This is a genomic window from Variovorax paradoxus, assembly GCF_009498455.1.
Taxonomy (GTDB): Bacteria; Pseudomonadota; Gammaproteobacteria; order Burkholderiales; family Burkholderiaceae_C; genus Variovorax; species Variovorax paradoxus_H.
Genome location: NZ_CP045644.1, coordinates 5,674,920 through 5,690,655 on the forward strand (window position 1 = coordinate 5,674,920; position 15,736 = coordinate 5,690,655).

Genomic DNA, 15,736 nt, shown 5'->3' on the forward strand with positions numbered 1-15,736 from the left:
CGTTTGATTTCGACCGTGCTCTAATCGCGCCGATGAACGCCCGGGACCCCTCACGCCAGCCCCACGCCGCCCCCGCGCCGCGCCCCCGCGCCGACGGCGCCGAGGCGCGCCACCGCCTGCTGCACACCGCGCTGCGACTGTTCGCCCAGAACGGTTTCGCCAAGACCTCGATCCGCGAGATTGCACGCGAGGCCGGCGTGAACGTGTCGGCCATCAGCTACTACTTCGGCGACAAGGAGGGGCTGTACGGCGCCACCTTCAACGAGCCGATGGGCAGCGATTCGAACGACCTCGTGGCCGCCTGCAACGTGCCCGGCCAGTCGCTCGAGGACACGCTGCGCATCTGCATGGCGGCCATGATCGATCCGCTCAAGCAGGGCGAGATCGTGCGCCAGTGCATCCAGCTGCACATGCGCGAGATGCTGGAGCCCACCAGCCAATGGGCCAAAGAGCTGGAGCGCGACATCAAGGGCCCGCACCGCGCCATCGTCGAGCTGCTGTGCCGCCACCTGCAGGTGGCGCGCGCCGACGACGACATCCACCGCCTGACCTTCGCGATCACAGGGCTGTCGATGCAGCTGTACGTGAGCCAGGATTTCATCGAGGCCCTGCGCCCGTCGCTGCTGCGCACGCCGCGCGCGATCGACACCTGGGCCGACCGGCTCACGGGCTACGCGATGGCGCTGGTCCAGGCCGAAACCGCACGCCGCCGCCAGGTGGCCGCCGAGCAAAGAAAGAAGCCATGAGACGACTCCGACGGATTGCCCTTGTTCTGAGCCTGCCGCTGGGCCTTGGCCTGGCAGGCTGCAGCCTCACGCGCCCGCCCGCCTCGGTGCAGGCGCCCTTCCCCGCGCAGTGGCACGCGCCCCTGCCCCACGGCGGCTCGCTCACCGCGCTGGCCGACTGGTGGCGCCAGCTCGACGACCCGCTGCTGGTCGAGCTGATCGCCGCCGCCGAAACCGCCAGCCCCAACCTCGCGAGCGCCGCGGCGCGCGTGGCCGAGGCGCGCTCCACGCGCGTGCAGGCCGGCGCGGCGCTGCTGCCCAACCTGGACGGCACGGTGTCGGCCAGCCGGGGCGTCTCGGGCTCGTCGTTCGGTTCGGGTGGTTCTTCGAGCAGCAGCAGCAGCAGCAGCGCCAGCACCGCCATCGCGCCGGTCACCACGCTGCAGGCCGGCCTGCAGTCCCGGTGGGAGATCGACCTGTTCGGCCGCCTGCGCGCCGACCGCGACGCGGCCCAGCAGCGGCTGGACAGCGCCACGGCCAAGTGGCACGACGCCCGCGTGGCCGTGGCGGCCGAAACGGCCAACGCCTACTTCGCCGAACGCGCCTGCCAGCTGCAATTGACCGTGTCCGAATCGGATGCCAAGTCGCGCGGCGAAACGGCGCGCCTCACCGACCTGTCGGCGCGCGCCGGCTTCACCGCACCGGCCGACGCCGCACTCGCACGGGCCAGCGCCTCGGACGCCTCCGGCCGCCTCACGCAACAGCGCGCCCTGTGCGCGGTGCAGCGCAAGGCGCTGGTCGCGCTCAGCGGGCTCGACGAACCCACGCTCGTGCAGAAGCTCGCGGCCTCGCCCGCGCAGCGCGCGCTGCCGGTGGTCGGCGCCATCGCCAGCGTGCCGGCGCAGGCGCTGTCGCAGAGGCCCGATGTGTACGCGGCCGAACTCGGCGTGGCTTCGGCCAGCGCCGAGGTGGGTTCGGCCGAGGCCGAGCGCTACCCCAAGCTCACGCTCTCGGGCTCGATCGGCCGCATGCAGATCCGCACCAGCGGCTTCCGCGAATCGCTCGACACCTGGACGGTCGGGCCGCTGTCGCTCACCGTGCCGCTGCTCGACGGCGGCGCGCGCGCGGCCAACTCCGAGGCCGCCAAGGCGCGCTACACCGAGGCCGTGTCGCTGTACCGCGCGAACGTGCGCCAGGCGGTGCGCGAGGTGGAAGAAGCGCTCGTGAACCTCGACGCCACCACCGCACGCAGCACCGACGCCGACAGCGCCGTGAAGAACTACCAGGCCTCGTTCGACGCCACCCAGGCCCGCTTCAGCAGCGGCCTGGCCAGCCTGTTCGAACTCGAAGATTCGCGGCGCACGCTGTTCGCCGCGCAGACCGCGCGCGTCTCGCTGCAGCGCGAGAGCACCGAAGCCTGGGTTTCGCTGTACCGCTCGATGGGCGGCGGCTGGAACCGCCCCGCCGAAGCATCGTCCCCAATGACCTCCACCCCGGCCGCCAAGGTCGCGACGTCGCCATGAAAACAATGAAGCGTTCCACCCTGTTCATCGCGCTGCTGGCGCTGATCGTCGTCGTTGCCGCAGGCCTGTGGCTCACGCGCAAGCCGGCCGACGACAAGGCCGCATCGGCCGCCAAGACCCCGGCCCAGCGCCCCGCGCTGACGGTCTCGGTCGCCAAACCCGAAGCCACCGAACTGACCGTCACACTGGCCGCCAACGGCAACGTCGCGGCCTGGCAGGAGGCAGTGATCGGCTCCGAGTCGAATGGCCTGAAGCTGGCCGAGGTGCGCGTCAACGTGGGCGACACCGTGAAGAAGGGCCAGGTGCTCGCGGTGTTCTCGCCCGAGACGGTGCAGGCCGACATCGCGCAGGCACGCGCTTCGCTCGCCGAAGCCCGCGCCTCGGCCGCCGACGCGGCCGGCAACGCCGCGCGCGCCCGCACGCTGCAGGCCACGGGCGCGCTGAGCCAGCAGCAGATCAACCAGTACCAGACCACCGAACAGACCGCCAAGGCGCGCGCCGAAGCGGCCGAGGCCGTGCTGGCCGCGCAGCAGGTGCGCGGTCGCAACACGCAGGTGCTGGCGCCCGACGACGGCGTGATCTCCGCGCGCACAGCCACGGTCGGCAGCGTGGTCGGTGCCGGCACCGAGCTGTTCCGCCTGATCCGCCAGGGCCGGCTCGAATGGCGCGCCGAAGTCACCTCGGCCGAGCTGGGCCGCATCGCCGTGGGCACGCCCGCCTTCGTGGTCAGCGCCAGCGGCGCGCAGGTCAAGGGCACCGTGCGCAGCATCGCGCCCACGGTCGATCCGCAGACGCGCGCGGCGCTGGTCTACGTCGACCTGCCCAACGTGCAGCAGAACACCGGCGTGAAGGCCGGCATGTTCGCGCGCGGCGACTTCGAGCTCGGCCGCAGCTCCGCACCGACCGTGCCGCAAAGCGCGATCGTGCCGCGCGACGGCTTCAACAACGTCTTCACGCTGCTGCCCGACGGCCGCGTGGCGCAGCTCAAGGTGCAGACCGGCCGCCGCCTGAAGGACCGCGTGGAAATCACCAGCGCCCTGCCCGAGGGCGTGCAGATCGTGGTGCAGGGCGCGGGCTTCCTCAACGACGGCGACCTGGTGCGCGTGGTGGATGCCACGCCCACGGCGACGCCAGCGAAGACGGCGGCATCTGCCCCGTCCCCTAAATAAGCAAGCACAAAGGACACGCCATGAACGTTTCCGCCTGGTCCATACGCAACCCCATTCCGGCGGTGATGCTGTTCGTGCTGCTCACCTTCGGGGGGCTGCTGTCGTTCAACGCCATGAAGGTGCAGAACTTCCCGGACATCGACCTGCCGACCGTCACCGTCTCGGCCTCGCTGCCCGGCGCCGCGCCGTCGCAGCTCGAAACCGACGTCGCGCGCAAGCTCGAGAACTCCATCGCCACCATCCAGGGCCTGAAGCACATCACGACCAAGGTGCAGGACGGCGCCGCCACGCTGATCGTCGAGTTCCGCCTCGAGAAGCCCGTGCAGGAAGCCGTCGACGATGTGCGCTCGGCCGTGCAGAAGGTGCGCGCCGACCTGCCCGCCGACGTGCGCGACCCGGTCGTCACCAAGCTCGACTTCGCGGCCCAGCCGGTGCTGGCCTTCACCATCGCGTCGTCGCGCATGGACGGCGAGGCGCTGAGCTGGTTCGTCGACAACGACATCACCAAGAAGCTGCTCGCGCTGCCCGGCGTGGGCGCGGTGAACCGCGTGGGCGGCGTCACGCGCCAGGTGCACATCGACCTCGACCCGAGCAAGCTGCAGGCGCTGGGCGCCTCGGCCGCCGACATCTCGCGCCAGCTGCGCCAGGTGCAGACCGAAAGCGCGGGCGGGCGCATCGACCTGGGCGGCAGCGAACAGCCGGTGCGCACCATGGCCACCGTGCAGTCGGCCGACCAGCTCGCCGACATGCAGATCGCGCTGAGCGACGGCCGCCGCATCCGCCTGGACCAGGTGGCGCGCATCAGCGACACCATCGCCGAGCCCCGCGCCGCTGCATTGCTCAACGGCAAGCCCGTGGTGGGCTTCGAAGTGGCCCGCAGCCGCGGCGCCAGCGAGGTGGAAGTGGGCCGCGCCATCCAGAAGGCGCTGGCCGACCTGCGCGTGCAGCGCCCCGACATCGAGCTGACCGAAGCCTTCAACTTCGTCGACCCGGTGGAAGAAGAGTACGACGGCTCGCTGCACCTGCTGTACGAGGGCGCCATCCTCGCGGTGATCGTGGTGTGGCTCTTCTTGCGCGACTGGCGCGCGACCTTCGTCTCGGCGGTGGCGCTGCCGATGTCGGTGATTCCGGCCTTCATCGGCATGCACCTGCTGGGCTTCTCGGTCAACGTGATCTCGCTGCTCGCGCTCTCGCTGGTGGTCGGCATCTTGGTGGACGACGCCATCGTGGAGGTCGAGAACATCGTGCGCCACTTGCGCATGGGCAAGTCGCCCTACCAGGCGGCCATGGAGGCGGCGGATGAAATCGGCCTGGCCGTGATCGCCACCACCTTCACGCTGATTGCGGTGTTCCTGCCCACGGCCTTCATGAGCGGCGTGGCCGGCAAGTTCTTCAAGCAGTTCGGCTGGACCGCGTCGCTCGCGGTGTTCGCCTCGCTGGTGGTGGCGCGGGTGCTCACGCCGATGATGGCGGCCTACATCATGAAGCCCATCCTCACGCAGGAGAAGGAGCCGGGCTGGCTGCGCTGGTACATGCGCGCCGTGGAGTGGAGCACCCACCACCGCTTCAAGACGATGGTGATGGCCACCCTCTTCTTCTTCGGCTCGCTGGCGATGATCCCGCTGCTCAAGACCGGCTTCATTCCGGCCGACGACAACTCGCAGACGCAGGTCTACCTGTCGCTGCCGCCGGGCTCCACGCTGGCGCAGACCACGGCCGCGGCCGAGGAAACGCGCCGCCGCGTGATGCAGATCAACCACGTGAAGAGCGTCTACACCACGGTGGCGGGCGGCAGCGCGGGCGGCGACCCGTTCGCGAACTTCGGCACGCCCGAGACGCGCAAGGCCACGCTGACGATCCAGCTCGACCCGCGCGGCGACCGGCCGCGCAAGCAGCTGATCGAGAAAGAGATCCGCACCGCGCTCGAAACCCTGCCCGGCGTGCGCAGCACCGTGGGCCTGGGCGGTTCGGGCGAGAAGTACATCCTGGTGCTCACGGGCGAAGACCCGGCGGCGCTGTCGGCGGCCGCGGGCGCGGTCGAGAAAGACCTGCGCACCATTCCCGGCCTGGGCAACATCACCTCGACCGCGAGCCTGATCCGCCCCGAGATCGCCGTGCGCCCCGACTTCGCACGCGCCGCCGACCTGGGCGTGACCAGCGCGGCCATCGCCGAGACGCTGCGCGTGGCCACGCTGGGCGACTACGACCAGGCACTGGCCAAGCTCAACCTCGCACAGCGGCAGGTGCCGATCGTGGTGAAGCTCGAAGACTCGGCGCGGCAAGACCTCGACCTGATCGGTCGCCTCTCGGTGCCGGGCGCGCGCGGGCCCGTCATGCTGAGCCAGGTGGCCTCGCTCACGATGGAAGGCGGCCCGGCCGTCATCGACCGCTACGACCGTTCGCGCAACGTCAACTTCGAGATCGAGCTGTCGGGCGTGGGCCTGGGCGACGCCAAGACCGCGGTCGAGGCCCTGCCCTCGATCCAGAAGCTGCCGCCCGGCGTGCGCATCGCCGAGGTGGGCGACGCCGAAGTGATGACCGAGCTGTTCGCCAGCTTCGGCCTGGCGATGCTCACGGGCGTGCTGTGCATCTACATCGTGCTGGTGCTGCTGTTCAAGGATTTCCTGCACCCGGTGACCATCTTGTGCGCGCTGCCGCTCGCACTGGGCGGCGCCTTCGTGGGCTTGCTGATCGGCCAGAAGGCGCTGTCGATGCCGTCGCTGATCGGCCTGATCATGCTGATGGGCATCGCCACGAAGAACTCGATTCTACTGGTGGAGTACGCCATCGTGGCGCGCCGCGACCACGGCATGAGCCGCTGGGACGCGCTGCGCGACGCCTGCCACAAGCGCGCGCGCCCCATCATCATGACCACGCTCGCCATGGGCGCCGGCATGCTGCCGATTGCCGTCGGCTTCGGCGCCGCCGACTCGAGCTTCCGCTCGCCGATGGCGATGGCAGTGATCGGCGGGCTCATCACCTCCACGGTGCTGAGCCTGCTGGTGGTGCCCGCGGTGTTCACCTACGTGGACGACATCGAGCACTGGATTCGCCGCACCGTGCGCAAGCTGCGCGGGCAGCCGGCCGATCCGCACATCGACGACGACCTGGTCGAGGACGGCAAGCCTGCGCAAAGCCACGCTTGAGGAAAGACCAGACATCTTGAAAAGAACGACAACCGCCTGGCTTGCCGCTGTCCTATTCGCCTGCGGAAATTTCGCCCACGCCGCAGACGAGCTTCGGACGCTGTTCGACCAAGGCGCCTGGCCGGAATTTCTCGAACGGGCGGAACCAGCCGCCAAGGCAGGCGATGCCGAAGCGCAGTTTCTTCTCGGCAAGGCCTACCAGGGCGGCAACGGTGTAGCGGTCGATCTCGACCGCGCGGCTGAACTCTACGAGCAAGCAGCAGGCCAGAACAACGCACGCGCGCTGAACAATCTGGCAGTGCTGATGTTGAGACACGATTCACGCAACGGTCCATCGCTCGACCCCTACAAGGCCAGAAAGAACCTCGAACGTGCGCTGACACTCGGGCTCAAATTGCCCACGCTCTTCAATCTCGGCACGGCCGAGAACGAACTGGAGCACTTCACCGCGGCGGGCGACTGGTACATCCTCGCCTACGAGGCCGGCTTCGGCGACCAGGCGCTGGAACGGGCAGTTCGCGCCTATGTCACCTCGTTGCACGATCCTTTTCGCAGCGATACCGTGGAGACGCGCGCTCAGGTACGCGAAAAAGCACTGAAATGGGGCCTGCTTGCCGCGGGCAAGGGCATGCGCAGTGCCATGCAGAACCTGGGGGCGCTTCATCACCAGGGGGCTGAATACGATCAGGCGTTGGTCTGGTTTCATCGCGCCGCCGAAAAGGATGAGCCGACCGCGTTCTATGCGCTCGGCCAGATGCACGAAGAGGGCCAGGGCGTGCCCAAGGACGCGACCCAAGCCGAACGCTGGTATGCACGCGCCGCCGCGGCCAATCACCCTTTGGCCGTGGGACGGATCAAGGAGCGCCTGTACGCGCAACTCGATGAAGCAACGGACGCTGAAGAGATCCGTCGTATCGCCGAGGAGTTGCGCAAGCTTTTGCCCGCCGCGACCTCGTCCATCGACGCATCGATCGCTCCCAAACTGGCGTTCATCGCCAAGCTCGATGCGAACGCCAAGTCGTTTCCCTCGCTCGCCAAAGGCCCGGTGAACCTGTCTATCCGATACAGCGGTGGCCGACGCCTCGACCCCGGGGCTGCTTGGCATTTGTTCAGTGTACGCACGCTGGCCGAGTACCGAGGCCTCTACATGGCGCCTGAGCTGAGCCAGACACAACGCATTGCCAGCGGGAAAGCCGATGCCAAAGGCAACCTGCAACTGGACCCGCAATTCACGGCGCGGGTACACGCCGATTTGAAAGCCGGTCGATCGCTGGCCTTTCGCTCGATCAGTATCCACGAACTGTTGCTGCCCTTCCCTGGGCCACACGGCGGAATGACCTGGGCGCTGCCTCCGTTGGGCCCGCCCTGATCAATTGACGCAGGCCCAGGGGAAATCGCGAAGGACGAGCACATCCGTCAAGCTTCTCTGCATCGCCGGCAAAAAAATGCCGCGGGCGCCAATCGCCCGCGGCACATGAACCGAAAAAGAAGGTCTGGCGCGTCAGGCGTCCAGCTGCGCCAATCGCTTCAGCTTGCGTTCGCTCATGCGCTTGGCCAGGCGCGGCAGCACCAGCACGGCGACGATGACGACGATCACGACGATCGACTCGGGACGCTGGAAGAACACGACCGGGCTGCCCTGCCCCATGGCGATGGCGTTGCGCAGGTTGGCTTCGGCGAGCGGGCCGAGGATCATGCCGACGACCACGGGGGCGGTCGGGAAGTCGAAGCGCCGCATCACCACGCCGAGCAGGCCGATGCCGAACAGCAGGAACAGGTCGAAGGTGTTCTGGCGCATGCCGTACGCACCCACGGTCGCGAAGATCAGGATGCCGGCGTACAGCTGCGGCTTCGGAATCTTGAGCAGCTTGACCCACAGGCCGACCATCGGCAGGTTGAGCACCAGCAGCATCAGGTTGCCGATGTACAGCGAGGCGATGAGCGCCCAGACCAGCGCGGCCGAGGTGGTGAACAGCTGCGGGCCCGGCTGGATGCCGTAGTTCTGGAACGCACCCAGCATGATGGCCGTGGTGTTCGACGTGGGAATGCCCAGCGTGAGCAGCGGGATCAGCGCGGCGGTCACGGTGGCGTTGTTGGCGGCCTCGGGGCCGGCCACGCCTTCGATGGCGCCGGTGGTGCCGAACTCGGCCTTGGCGTCCTTGTCCTTGGCCAGCTTCTTCTCGGTCGCGTAGCTCAGGAAGGTCGGGATCTCCGTGCCGCCGGCCGGAATGCAGCCGAAGGGCGTGCCGATGGCCGCACCGCGCAGCCACGCGGGAATCGAGCGCTTCCAGTCGCGCGACGTCATGTGCACGCGGGTCAGCTTGTTCTGGCCCTCGACCACACGGCCTTCGTACAGCACGGCGTACAGCACCTCGGCCACGGCGAAGAGGCCCACCGCCACCAGCACGATCTCGATGCCGTCGAGCAGCTCGGGCATGTTGCCGGTGTAGCGGCCCTGGCCGGTGATCTGGTCCAGGCCCACGCAGCCCATGGCCAGGCCGACGAACAGCGCCGTCATGCCGCGCAGCGTGCTCTTGCCGAGCACCGCGCTCACCGTGGTGAAGGCCAGCAGCATCAGCAGGAAGTACTCGGGCGCCGCGAGGCGCACCGCGTAGTCGGCCACGAACGGCGCGAACAGCGTGACGACCACGGTGGCGATGGTGCCGGCCACGAAGGAGCCGATGGCCGCGGTGGCGAGGGCTGCGCCCGCGCGGCCGCTCTTGGCCATCTTGTTGCCCTCCATCGCCGTGACCATGCTGGCGGTTTCGCCGGGCGTGTTCAGCAGGATCGAGGTGGTCGAGCCGCCGTACATGGCGCCGTAGTAGATGCCCGAGAAAAAGATCATCGAGGCCGTGATGTCGACCTTGCCGGTGATCGGCAGCAGCATCGCCACGGCCACCGCGGGGCCGATGCCGGGCAGCACGCCCACGGCCGTGCCCAGGGCACAGCCGATGAGGCACCACAGCAGATTGATGGGGGTGATCGCGGCCGCGAAGCCGGCCATCAGTGCGTTGAAGATATCCATGACGGGGCTCCGATCAGATCCAGCCGGTGCTGGTGAGACCCGGCAGGCTGATGGCCAGGAACTTGGTGAACAGCCAGAAGACCGGCGCCGAGATCGCCAGACCTGTCACGAAGTCGGTGCCCCAGGTGGCCGGCGCGTTGACCTTCGCCTGCCCTGCGGCGCGGCGCAGGCCCTGCACAGCCAGCAGGTAGCACAGCGTGCAGCTCAGGATGAAGCCGATGCTGGTGATGAGCGCCGCGTTGAGCAGCAGGCCCGCCGCCACCCAGATGAAGCCGGGCCAGTAGCCCTTGTCGGCGCCCGAGGGTGCGTCGAGTTCGCGGAAGCCGCCACTGAACGCTTCCCAGGTGATCCACGCGCCGCAGACCATCAGGACGATCGAGACCATCCACGGCAGGAAGTTGGGGCCGACGCCGCCGTAGCCGGCTTCGGAAGAAATGTCGATGGCGCCGTAGGCCAGCGCAGCGCCGGTCAACAGCACGCCGAGGCCGACGAGGTATTGCGGCCAGGGGGCCGCGCCCGGGGTGGCCTCAGCGGAACGCGAGACCGAGGATTCTGGAGTTGTCATTTTTTGCTCCCGCAGTCGTGGGGAAAAAGAACTGCCTCCTTCCAGAAACACCGCGGAACCGGCGCTGCCAGGCCGCAGGTGTTGTCCCCGGAAGGAGGTTGGCGCGCGCGACACGAAATGCGCGCGGCCGGGGGGCGAACCAAACTCAGACCATGCCGGACTTGACCATGATGGCGCGCAGCGCGGCGAAGTCGTCGTCGACGAACTTGGCGAAGGCGTCGCCCGACAGCACGGCCGGCGTCCAGGCGTTCTTCTTGAGCGATTCGGCCCACGAGGCGCTCTTGAGCGCGGCCAGCACCATCTCGGTCAGGGCCTTGCGCTGCTCGGCCGAGATGCCGGGTGCGCCGTACACGCCGCGCCAGTTGCCGATCTCGACGTCGATGCCCTGCTCCTTCAGCGTGGGCACGTTGATGCCCGGCAGGCGCTGGGCCGAGGTGACGGCGATGGCCTTCATCTTGCCGGCGGCGATGTACTCGGCGAACTCGCTGTAGCCGCTGCCGCCGATGGTGACGTTGCCGCCCAGGATGGCGGCGGTGGCTTCACCGCCTCCGCGGAAGGCCACGTAGTTGATCTTCGACGGGTCGGCGCCGACCTTCTGCGCGATCATGGCCGCGGCGATGTGCTCGGTGGAGCCGCGCGAACCGCCGCCCCACTTCACGCTGCCCGGGTCCTTCTTGAGCTGCTCGACCACGTCCTTCATGGACTTGAAGGGCGAGTTCGACGGCAGCACGAACACGTTGTATTCGGTGGTCAGGCGCGCGATGGGCGTGGCCTGCGACAGGTTGACCGGCGGCTTGCCGGTGATGATGCCGCCCAGCATGACGGAGCCCATGACCATGAGTGCGTTCGGGTCGCCCTTGGAGCCGTTGACGAACTGGGCCAGGCCCAGCGCACCGGCGGCGCCGCCCTTGTTGTCGTAGGCGACGGTGTCGGCGGCCTTGGCGTCGGTCAGGGCCTTGCCCAGCGCACGGCCTGTGGTGTCCCAGCCGCCGCCCGGGTTGGCGGGGATCATCATCTTGACGTTGGCGGCAGCGCGCGCCGACAGCGGCAAGGCGCCGGCAGCGGCCAGTGCGGCCAGGGACTTCAAAAAGGTATCGCGACGCATCGTTGGTGTCTCCTGAAAACTTGGGAACGGGTGGAACCTGACTTGGACCTGAGCCGCTATCATGCGCCGCCCCGCTGTCAGTTGGCTGTCCACCAGACTGGGGAAAACACCGAAGCAGCACCCACCGACCACCCACCGATCCGCGCCCCGCATGAAGCTGCTCCTCGTCGAAGACGACCCCTCGATGCAACTCACCCTGCAGCGCACGCTCGGGCGCCGGCACATCGACGTGCGCATCTGCGGCGACGGTGCGCAGGCCCTCACGCAGTGGCGCGCCATCGAGCCCGACGTGGTCGCGCTCGACCTGAGCCTGCCCAACGTCGACGGCCTGCAGGTGCTGGCGCAGGCGCGCGCCGAGGGCCTGCGCACGCCGGTGCTGCTGCTCACCGCGCGCGGCACGGTGGGCGACCGGATCATGGGCCTGAACGCCGGCGCGGACGACTACCTGCCCAAGCCCTTCGACCTGGACGAACTCGAGGCCCGCATCCGCGCGCTGCGCCGGCGCAGCCAGAGCGCCGGGCCCGAGGCAACGATGAACCCGATGGAGGTCGGCGGCCTGCGCTTCGAGCCCGACAACGGCGCCATCTACCACCGCGCCGAACTGCTCGAGCTCACGCCGCGCGAGCTCGCGCTGCTCAAGGCGCTGATGCTGAAGCCGGGCCACGCCGTCACGAAGGAGCGCCTGTTCGAGCTGGTGTTCCCGGGCGAGGCCAACGTGCAGTACGAAGCGATCGAGGTGGTCGTGTACCGCCTGCGCAAGAAGCTGGTGGGCACGGGCACGGTGCTGATGACGATGCGCGGCCTGGGCTACCTGCTGCGGGCCGAGACTTGACGGTGGGCATGCGGCAGATGATGTCGTCCTTGCGCGCCCGGCTGCTGCTCGGCATCCTCGTGCCGGTGGCGGTGTTCGTCGTGATCAACAGCGTGAGCCTGTACCGCCAGAGCCTCGCGGCCGCCACCACGGCCTACGACCGCACGCTGCTGGCCTCGGCCAAGACCATCGGCGAACAGCTCGACGTGGAAGGCTACGACGACATGGCGCGGCTGCGCGCGATCGTGCCCTACTCCGCGCTCGAGGCCTTCGAGGCCGACAACCGCAGCCGCCTGTTCTATCGCGTGTCGGCGCTCGACGGCGAAATGGTCTCGGGCTTTGCAGAGCTGCCGTTCTGGCGCGGCCGCATCCCCGACCGCGGCGCGTATGCGGCGCTGGTCGATTTCTACGACGCCGAGTTTCGTGGCCAGCCGGTGCGCGTCGCCGTGATGCTGCAGCCCGTGGCCAGCGCGCGCGGCCGCGGCATGGCCGTGGTGCAGGTCGCCGAAACACTGGAGCTGCGCGAGACGCTGGTGCGCAAGCTGCTGCTCGACATGCTCTGGCGCCAGCTGCTGCTGATGGGCGTGATCGCGCTCGTCACCGTGGTCGTCGTGCAGCGCGCCACGCGGCCGGTGCGCGAGCTCGGGGAAGCCATCGAGCGGCGCCCGGAAGACGACCTCTCGCCCATCGACGCGCCCGGCGCCCCGGCCGAACTGCGTCCGCTCATTGATGCCACCACCGAGGTCATGGGCCGCCTGCAGCGCCTGCTCGATCACCAGAAGCGCTTCGTGCGCGACAGCGCGCACCAGTTGCGCACGCCGCTGGCGGTGCTCAAGGCGCAAGTGCAGTCGGCGCGCCGCGGCGACGTGGCGCCCGAGCAGGCGCTGGTCGAGATCAGCCAGACCGTCGAGCGCGCGACCGCGCTGGCCAACCAGATGCTGTCGCTGGCGAAGGTGGAGCAGCTGCGCCAGCAGCCCGAGTCGGCGCTGCTCGACCTGGGCGACGCGGTGCGCCACATCGCGCTCGACCTGTCGCCGCTCGTGGCCGACAAGGCGCTCGACTTCGAACTGGCCACCGACGACGCCGTGACCGTGCGCGCGCACCAGTGGATGCTGCAGGAGCTCACGCGCAACCTGCTGCACAACGCGATCAAGCACAGCCCCGTGGGCGCCCCGCTCTCGGTGCGCGTGCACGCCGAGGGCGACGAGGCGGTGCTCACCGTGCGCGACGACGGCCCGGGTATTTCGACCGAGCTGCGCCAGCGCCTGTTCGCGCCGTTCGCGGCGGGCAACACCTCGAGCGGCTCGGGTCTGGGCCTGGCGATCTGCCGCGAGATCGTTCTGGCGCTGGGCGGGCGCATCAGCTTGGACAACCGCACCGCGCCCGGCGCCGGCGGCACCGTGACCGGGCTCGACGCCGTGGTGCGGCTGCCGCTGTCGCGCCACAATGGCTGACCTTTCTTTTCCGACCTTCATGGACCGTCTGCGCATCGACAAGTGGCTCTGGGCCGCCCGCTTCTTCAAGACCCGTTCGCTGGCCGCGGACGAAATCGGCAAGAACCGCATCCAGGTGAACGGCGACGTCGCCAAGGCCTCGCGCGAGGTCAAGGCTGGCGACACGGTCGCGATGCGCATGGGCCCGCTCACGCGGACCGTGACGGTGCGCGGCCTCAGCGGCCAGCGCGGCCCGGCGCCCGTGGCCCAGCAGCTGTACGAGGAAACGCCCGAGAGCCTGGCGGCGCAGGCTGCCTTCCGCGAACAACGCCGCATGGGCAGCGAGCCGGCACTGGCCATCGAGCAGGGCCGGCCCACCAAGCGCGACCGGCGCGAGATCGACGGCGTGCGTCACCAGGCCGAGTGGGACAACCGCTGGAGTGCGTCGATCGACGACAGCAGCGACAGCGACGACGACCACCCGCCGCCGCGCGGCCGCCCGCAGCGCTGATTCGCGTACCCTGCGGGCTTCGTTTCTTTTTTGACGGAGCGCTCGCAGATGTCCAAGTTCAAGAAGTACCGCGTCGGCAGCAAGTTCAGGCTCTCGCGCATCGATCCCGACGACACGTCCTTTCTCGTGGGCGACGAGGCGGCCGAGCGCGACGCGCTCGATGCCATGTCGCTCGAACTCGACGAGTTGCAGGATCTGCTGCACGCCGAAGGCCGGCGCAAGCTGCTGCTGGTACTGCAGGGCATGGACACCAGCGGCAAGGACGGCACGGTGCGCTGGGTGTTCGCGCGCACCTCGCCGCTGGGCGTGCGGGTGACGGCCTTCAAGGCACCGAGTGAAGACGAACGCGCGCGCGACTACCTCTGGCGCTGCCACGCGGTCGTGCCGCGCACCGGCGAGATCATGGTGTGGAACCGCAGCCACTATGAAGATGTGCTGGTGCCCGTGGTCGAAGGCTGGATCGACGGCGACGAAACCCGCCGCCGCTACGCGCAGATCAACGATTTCGAGCGGCTGCTCACGGAGACCGGCACGGTCGTCGTCAAGTGCATGCTGCACATCGACAAGGACGAGCAGCGCGAGCGCCTGCAGGCCCGCATCGACACGCCCGGCAAGCAATGGAAGTTCAGCATGGGCGACCTTGAGGTGCGCACCAAGTGGGCCGACTACCAGAAGGCGTATCAGGACGCGCTGGCCGCCACCTCGACCGACCACGCGCCGTGGCACGTGATTCCGGCCAACAGCAAGCGGCACCGCAACATGGTGATCGCGCAGCTGCTCGTGAAGACGCTGCGTGACATGAAGCTGAAAGCCCCGCCGCCCAACCCCGCGCTCAAGGGCATGGTCGTGAAGTGAGCCGACCCGCCTGGCGGGTGGTGCGGGCTCAGGAGCGGCGCACGGGCGCCGTGGAGCGCATCGGCGTCTGCGCCAGCACGCGGCAGTTGCCGAACTCGCAGCGCACGGCCCAGGCCACGCCGTTCGCGCACGGCACGCTGTAGTTTTCGTAGCCCGGCCCCTTGGCCGTCATCTCGGCGCGCGGCTGCACGTTGCAGCGGCCGGCCTTGGCCAGTTGCTCGACGTTGTAGGTGTCGACACCCGTGCGGCGCGGCTTGAGCGCGAGCACGGGGTTGAAGGTGTTGCCGTAGAACGTGTCCTGCACGTTCGGGTCGAGGTTGCGGTAACCGCGCTTGGCCATGCAATGGACGATGGCGATCTGCTGGTGTTCGGCAATCAGCGCGCCGCTGGGGCGGCTGTTCCAGTCGATGACGGCGGCGGTGACGCCGGTGTACGAAGCCGCGGCGACGATGCCCTGGCCATGCACGGTGATGAGGCCGAGGCCCAGTGCGGCCCACATCGCGTCGCCGGATTCGCTGCGTGCGGTGATGCGGGTCGCTGCGGTGCGGCAGTCGGCCACGTCGCTGTCGTAGCGCGCCTTGTCCACGCCTTCCATGGCGACCATCGGCATGTACGACATGCCGGTTCCCTTCCCGGGTCCGGTCGGCGGTGCGCTGGCGCATCCGGCCAGAACCACGGTGGCCAATGCCATGCTGAGCAGCAACTTCATGGGATTCCCTCGTCCTCTTCGCGGTAGTTGCGAGGGATTTAACCATACATATAGTTACTTCTGAATCGACTTGTCGCGGATGAGCGACGCCCTCCGTGCGGGGATTTCGGCGCGCGATCCGGGGCGCGCAAAGGGGCAAGGTACAGTTTTCACCCGCTC

The 15,736-nt window shown here is 68.8% G+C and carries 13 protein-coding genes; 9 read left to right on the forward strand and 4 right to left on the reverse strand.

All coding sequences use genetic code 11. The features are described 5' to 3' along the window. Nucleotides 1–32: 32 nt before the first annotated feature. The 5 genes from GFK26_RS26205 to GFK26_RS26225 are packed head-to-tail and all read left to right on the forward strand — an operon-like array spanning nucleotide 33 to nucleotide 7,932. The gene (locus tag GFK26_RS26205; protein ID WP_153284523.1) at nucleotides 33–746 is read left to right on the forward strand and encodes a TetR/AcrR family transcriptional regulator; all 714 of its coding nucleotides are present in this window, start codon (nucleotides 33–35) and stop codon (nucleotides 744–746) included. Next, nucleotides 743–2,248, forward strand: coding sequence for an efflux transporter outer membrane subunit (locus GFK26_RS26210; RefSeq protein ID WP_153284524.1), 1,506 nt, complete (start codon nucleotides 743–745; stop codon nucleotides 2,246–2,248). Before GFK26_RS26205 ends, GFK26_RS26210 begins: the two co-directional genes overlap by 4 nt. After that, nucleotides 2,245–3,417 carry an efflux RND transporter periplasmic adaptor subunit gene (locus GFK26_RS26215; protein WP_153284525.1) on the forward strand — a complete coding sequence of 391 codons (1,173 nt, stop codon included), beginning with the start codon at nucleotides 2,245–2,247 and terminating at the stop codon, nucleotides 3,415–3,417. Before GFK26_RS26210 ends, GFK26_RS26215 begins: the two co-directional genes overlap by 4 nt. A gap of 20 nt (nucleotides 3,418–3,437) precedes the next feature. After that, nucleotides 3,438–6,563 carry an efflux RND transporter permease subunit gene (locus tag GFK26_RS26220; RefSeq protein WP_153284526.1) on the forward strand — a complete coding sequence of 1,042 codons (3,126 nt, stop codon included), beginning with the start codon at nucleotides 3,438–3,440 and terminating at the stop codon, nucleotides 6,561–6,563. A 16-nt stretch (nucleotides 6,564–6,579) separates the two neighbouring features. After that, entirely contained in the window at nucleotides 6,580–7,932 is a 1,353-nt protein-coding gene (locus GFK26_RS26225; RefSeq protein ID WP_153284527.1) for a tetratricopeptide repeat protein, read from the forward strand. A 132-nt stretch (nucleotides 7,933–8,064) separates the two neighbouring features. Here the strand turns inward: GFK26_RS26225 and GFK26_RS26230 are convergent, their stop codons facing one another. From GFK26_RS26230 to GFK26_RS26240, 3 genes are all read right to left on the reverse strand, one after another. Continuing rightward, nucleotides 8,065–9,588, reverse strand: coding sequence for a tripartite tricarboxylate transporter permease (locus GFK26_RS26230; RefSeq protein WP_153284528.1), 1,524 nt, complete (start codon nucleotides 9,586–9,588; stop codon nucleotides 8,065–8,067). A 13-nt stretch (nucleotides 9,589–9,601) separates the two neighbouring features. Further along, nucleotides 9,602–10,153: a tripartite tricarboxylate transporter TctB family protein gene (locus GFK26_RS26235; RefSeq protein WP_153284529.1), complete on the reverse strand. Its 552-nt coding sequence runs from the start codon at nucleotides 10,151–10,153 to the stop codon at nucleotides 9,602–9,604. A gap of 145 nt (nucleotides 10,154–10,298) precedes the next feature. Next, nucleotides 10,299–11,258 carry a Bug family tripartite tricarboxylate transporter substrate binding protein gene (locus GFK26_RS26240; RefSeq protein WP_153284530.1) on the reverse strand — a complete coding sequence of 320 codons (960 nt, stop codon included), beginning with the start codon at nucleotides 11,256–11,258 and terminating at the stop codon, nucleotides 10,299–10,301. 151 nt (nucleotides 11,259–11,409) lie between these two features. Between GFK26_RS26240 and GFK26_RS26245 the strand changes: the two genes are divergently transcribed. Genes GFK26_RS26245 through GFK26_RS26260 form a run of 4 tightly spaced genes read left to right on the forward strand, consistent with a single transcriptional unit; the run spans nucleotide 11,410 to nucleotide 14,868 of the window. Then, the gene (locus tag GFK26_RS26245) at nucleotides 11,410–12,090 is read left to right on the forward strand and encodes a response regulator transcription factor (RefSeq protein ID WP_153284531.1); all 681 of its coding nucleotides are present in this window, start codon (nucleotides 11,410–11,412) and stop codon (nucleotides 12,088–12,090) included. A gap of 8 nt (nucleotides 12,091–12,098) precedes the next feature. Further along, nucleotides 12,099–13,523 carry a sensor histidine kinase gene (locus tag GFK26_RS26250; protein WP_153284532.1) on the forward strand — a complete coding sequence of 475 codons (1,425 nt, stop codon included), beginning with the start codon at nucleotides 12,099–12,101 and terminating at the stop codon, nucleotides 13,521–13,523. A gap of 19 nt (nucleotides 13,524–13,542) precedes the next feature. Beyond that, complete coding sequence (locus GFK26_RS26255; RefSeq protein ID WP_153284533.1) at nucleotides 13,543–14,013, forward strand: RNA-binding S4 domain-containing protein; 471 nt, start codon at nucleotides 13,543–13,545, stop codon at nucleotides 14,011–14,013. Between the two features lie 48 nt (nucleotides 14,014–14,061). Then, the gene (locus GFK26_RS26260) at nucleotides 14,062–14,868 is read left to right on the forward strand and encodes a PPK2 family polyphosphate kinase (RefSeq protein WP_153284534.1); all 807 of its coding nucleotides are present in this window, start codon (nucleotides 14,062–14,064) and stop codon (nucleotides 14,866–14,868) included. A 28-nt stretch (nucleotides 14,869–14,896) separates the two neighbouring features. Here the strand turns inward: GFK26_RS26260 and GFK26_RS26265 are convergent, their stop codons facing one another. Then, nucleotides 14,897–15,577, reverse strand: coding sequence for a hypothetical protein (locus GFK26_RS26265; protein WP_153284535.1), 681 nt, complete (start codon nucleotides 15,575–15,577; stop codon nucleotides 14,897–14,899). Nucleotides 15,578–15,736: the final 159 nt, after the last annotated feature.

Excerpts from the sequence above, each read along its gene's own strand:
- GFK26_RS26205 (WP_153284523.1), top strand. The coding sequence starts at position 33 with ATGAACGCCCGGGACCCCTCACGCCAGCCCCACGCCGCCCCCGCGCCG.
- GFK26_RS26210 (WP_153284524.1), top strand. The coding sequence starts at position 743 with ATGAGACGACTCCGACGGATTGCCCTTGTTCTGAGCCTGCCGCTGGGC.
- GFK26_RS26215 (WP_153284525.1), top strand. The coding sequence starts at position 2,245 with ATGAAAACAATGAAGCGTTCCACCCTGTTCATCGCGCTGCTGGCGCTG.
- GFK26_RS26220 (WP_153284526.1), top strand. The coding sequence starts at position 3,438 with ATGAACGTTTCCGCCTGGTCCATACGCAACCCCATTCCGGCGGTGATG.
- GFK26_RS26230 (WP_153284528.1), bottom strand. The coding sequence starts at position 9,588 with ATGGATATCTTCAACGCACTGATGGCCGGCTTCGCGGCCGCGATCACC.
- GFK26_RS26235 (WP_153284529.1), bottom strand. The coding sequence starts at position 10,153 with ATGACAACTCCAGAATCCTCGGTCTCGCGTTCCGCTGAGGCCACCCCG.
- GFK26_RS26240 (WP_153284530.1), bottom strand. The coding sequence starts at position 11,258 with ATGCGTCGCGATACCTTTTTGAAGTCCCTGGCCGCACTGGCCGCTGCC.
- GFK26_RS26245 (WP_153284531.1), top strand. The coding sequence starts at position 11,410 with ATGAAGCTGCTCCTCGTCGAAGACGACCCCTCGATGCAACTCACCCTG.
- GFK26_RS26250 (WP_153284532.1), top strand. The coding sequence starts at position 12,099 with ATGCGGCAGATGATGTCGTCCTTGCGCGCCCGGCTGCTGCTCGGCATC.
- GFK26_RS26255 (WP_153284533.1), top strand. The coding sequence starts at position 13,543 with ATGGACCGTCTGCGCATCGACAAGTGGCTCTGGGCCGCCCGCTTCTTC.
- GFK26_RS26260 (WP_153284534.1), top strand. The coding sequence starts at position 14,062 with ATGTCCAAGTTCAAGAAGTACCGCGTCGGCAGCAAGTTCAGGCTCTCG.
- GFK26_RS26265 (WP_153284535.1), bottom strand. The coding sequence starts at position 15,577 with ATGAAGTTGCTGCTCAGCATGGCATTGGCCACCGTGGTTCTGGCCGGA.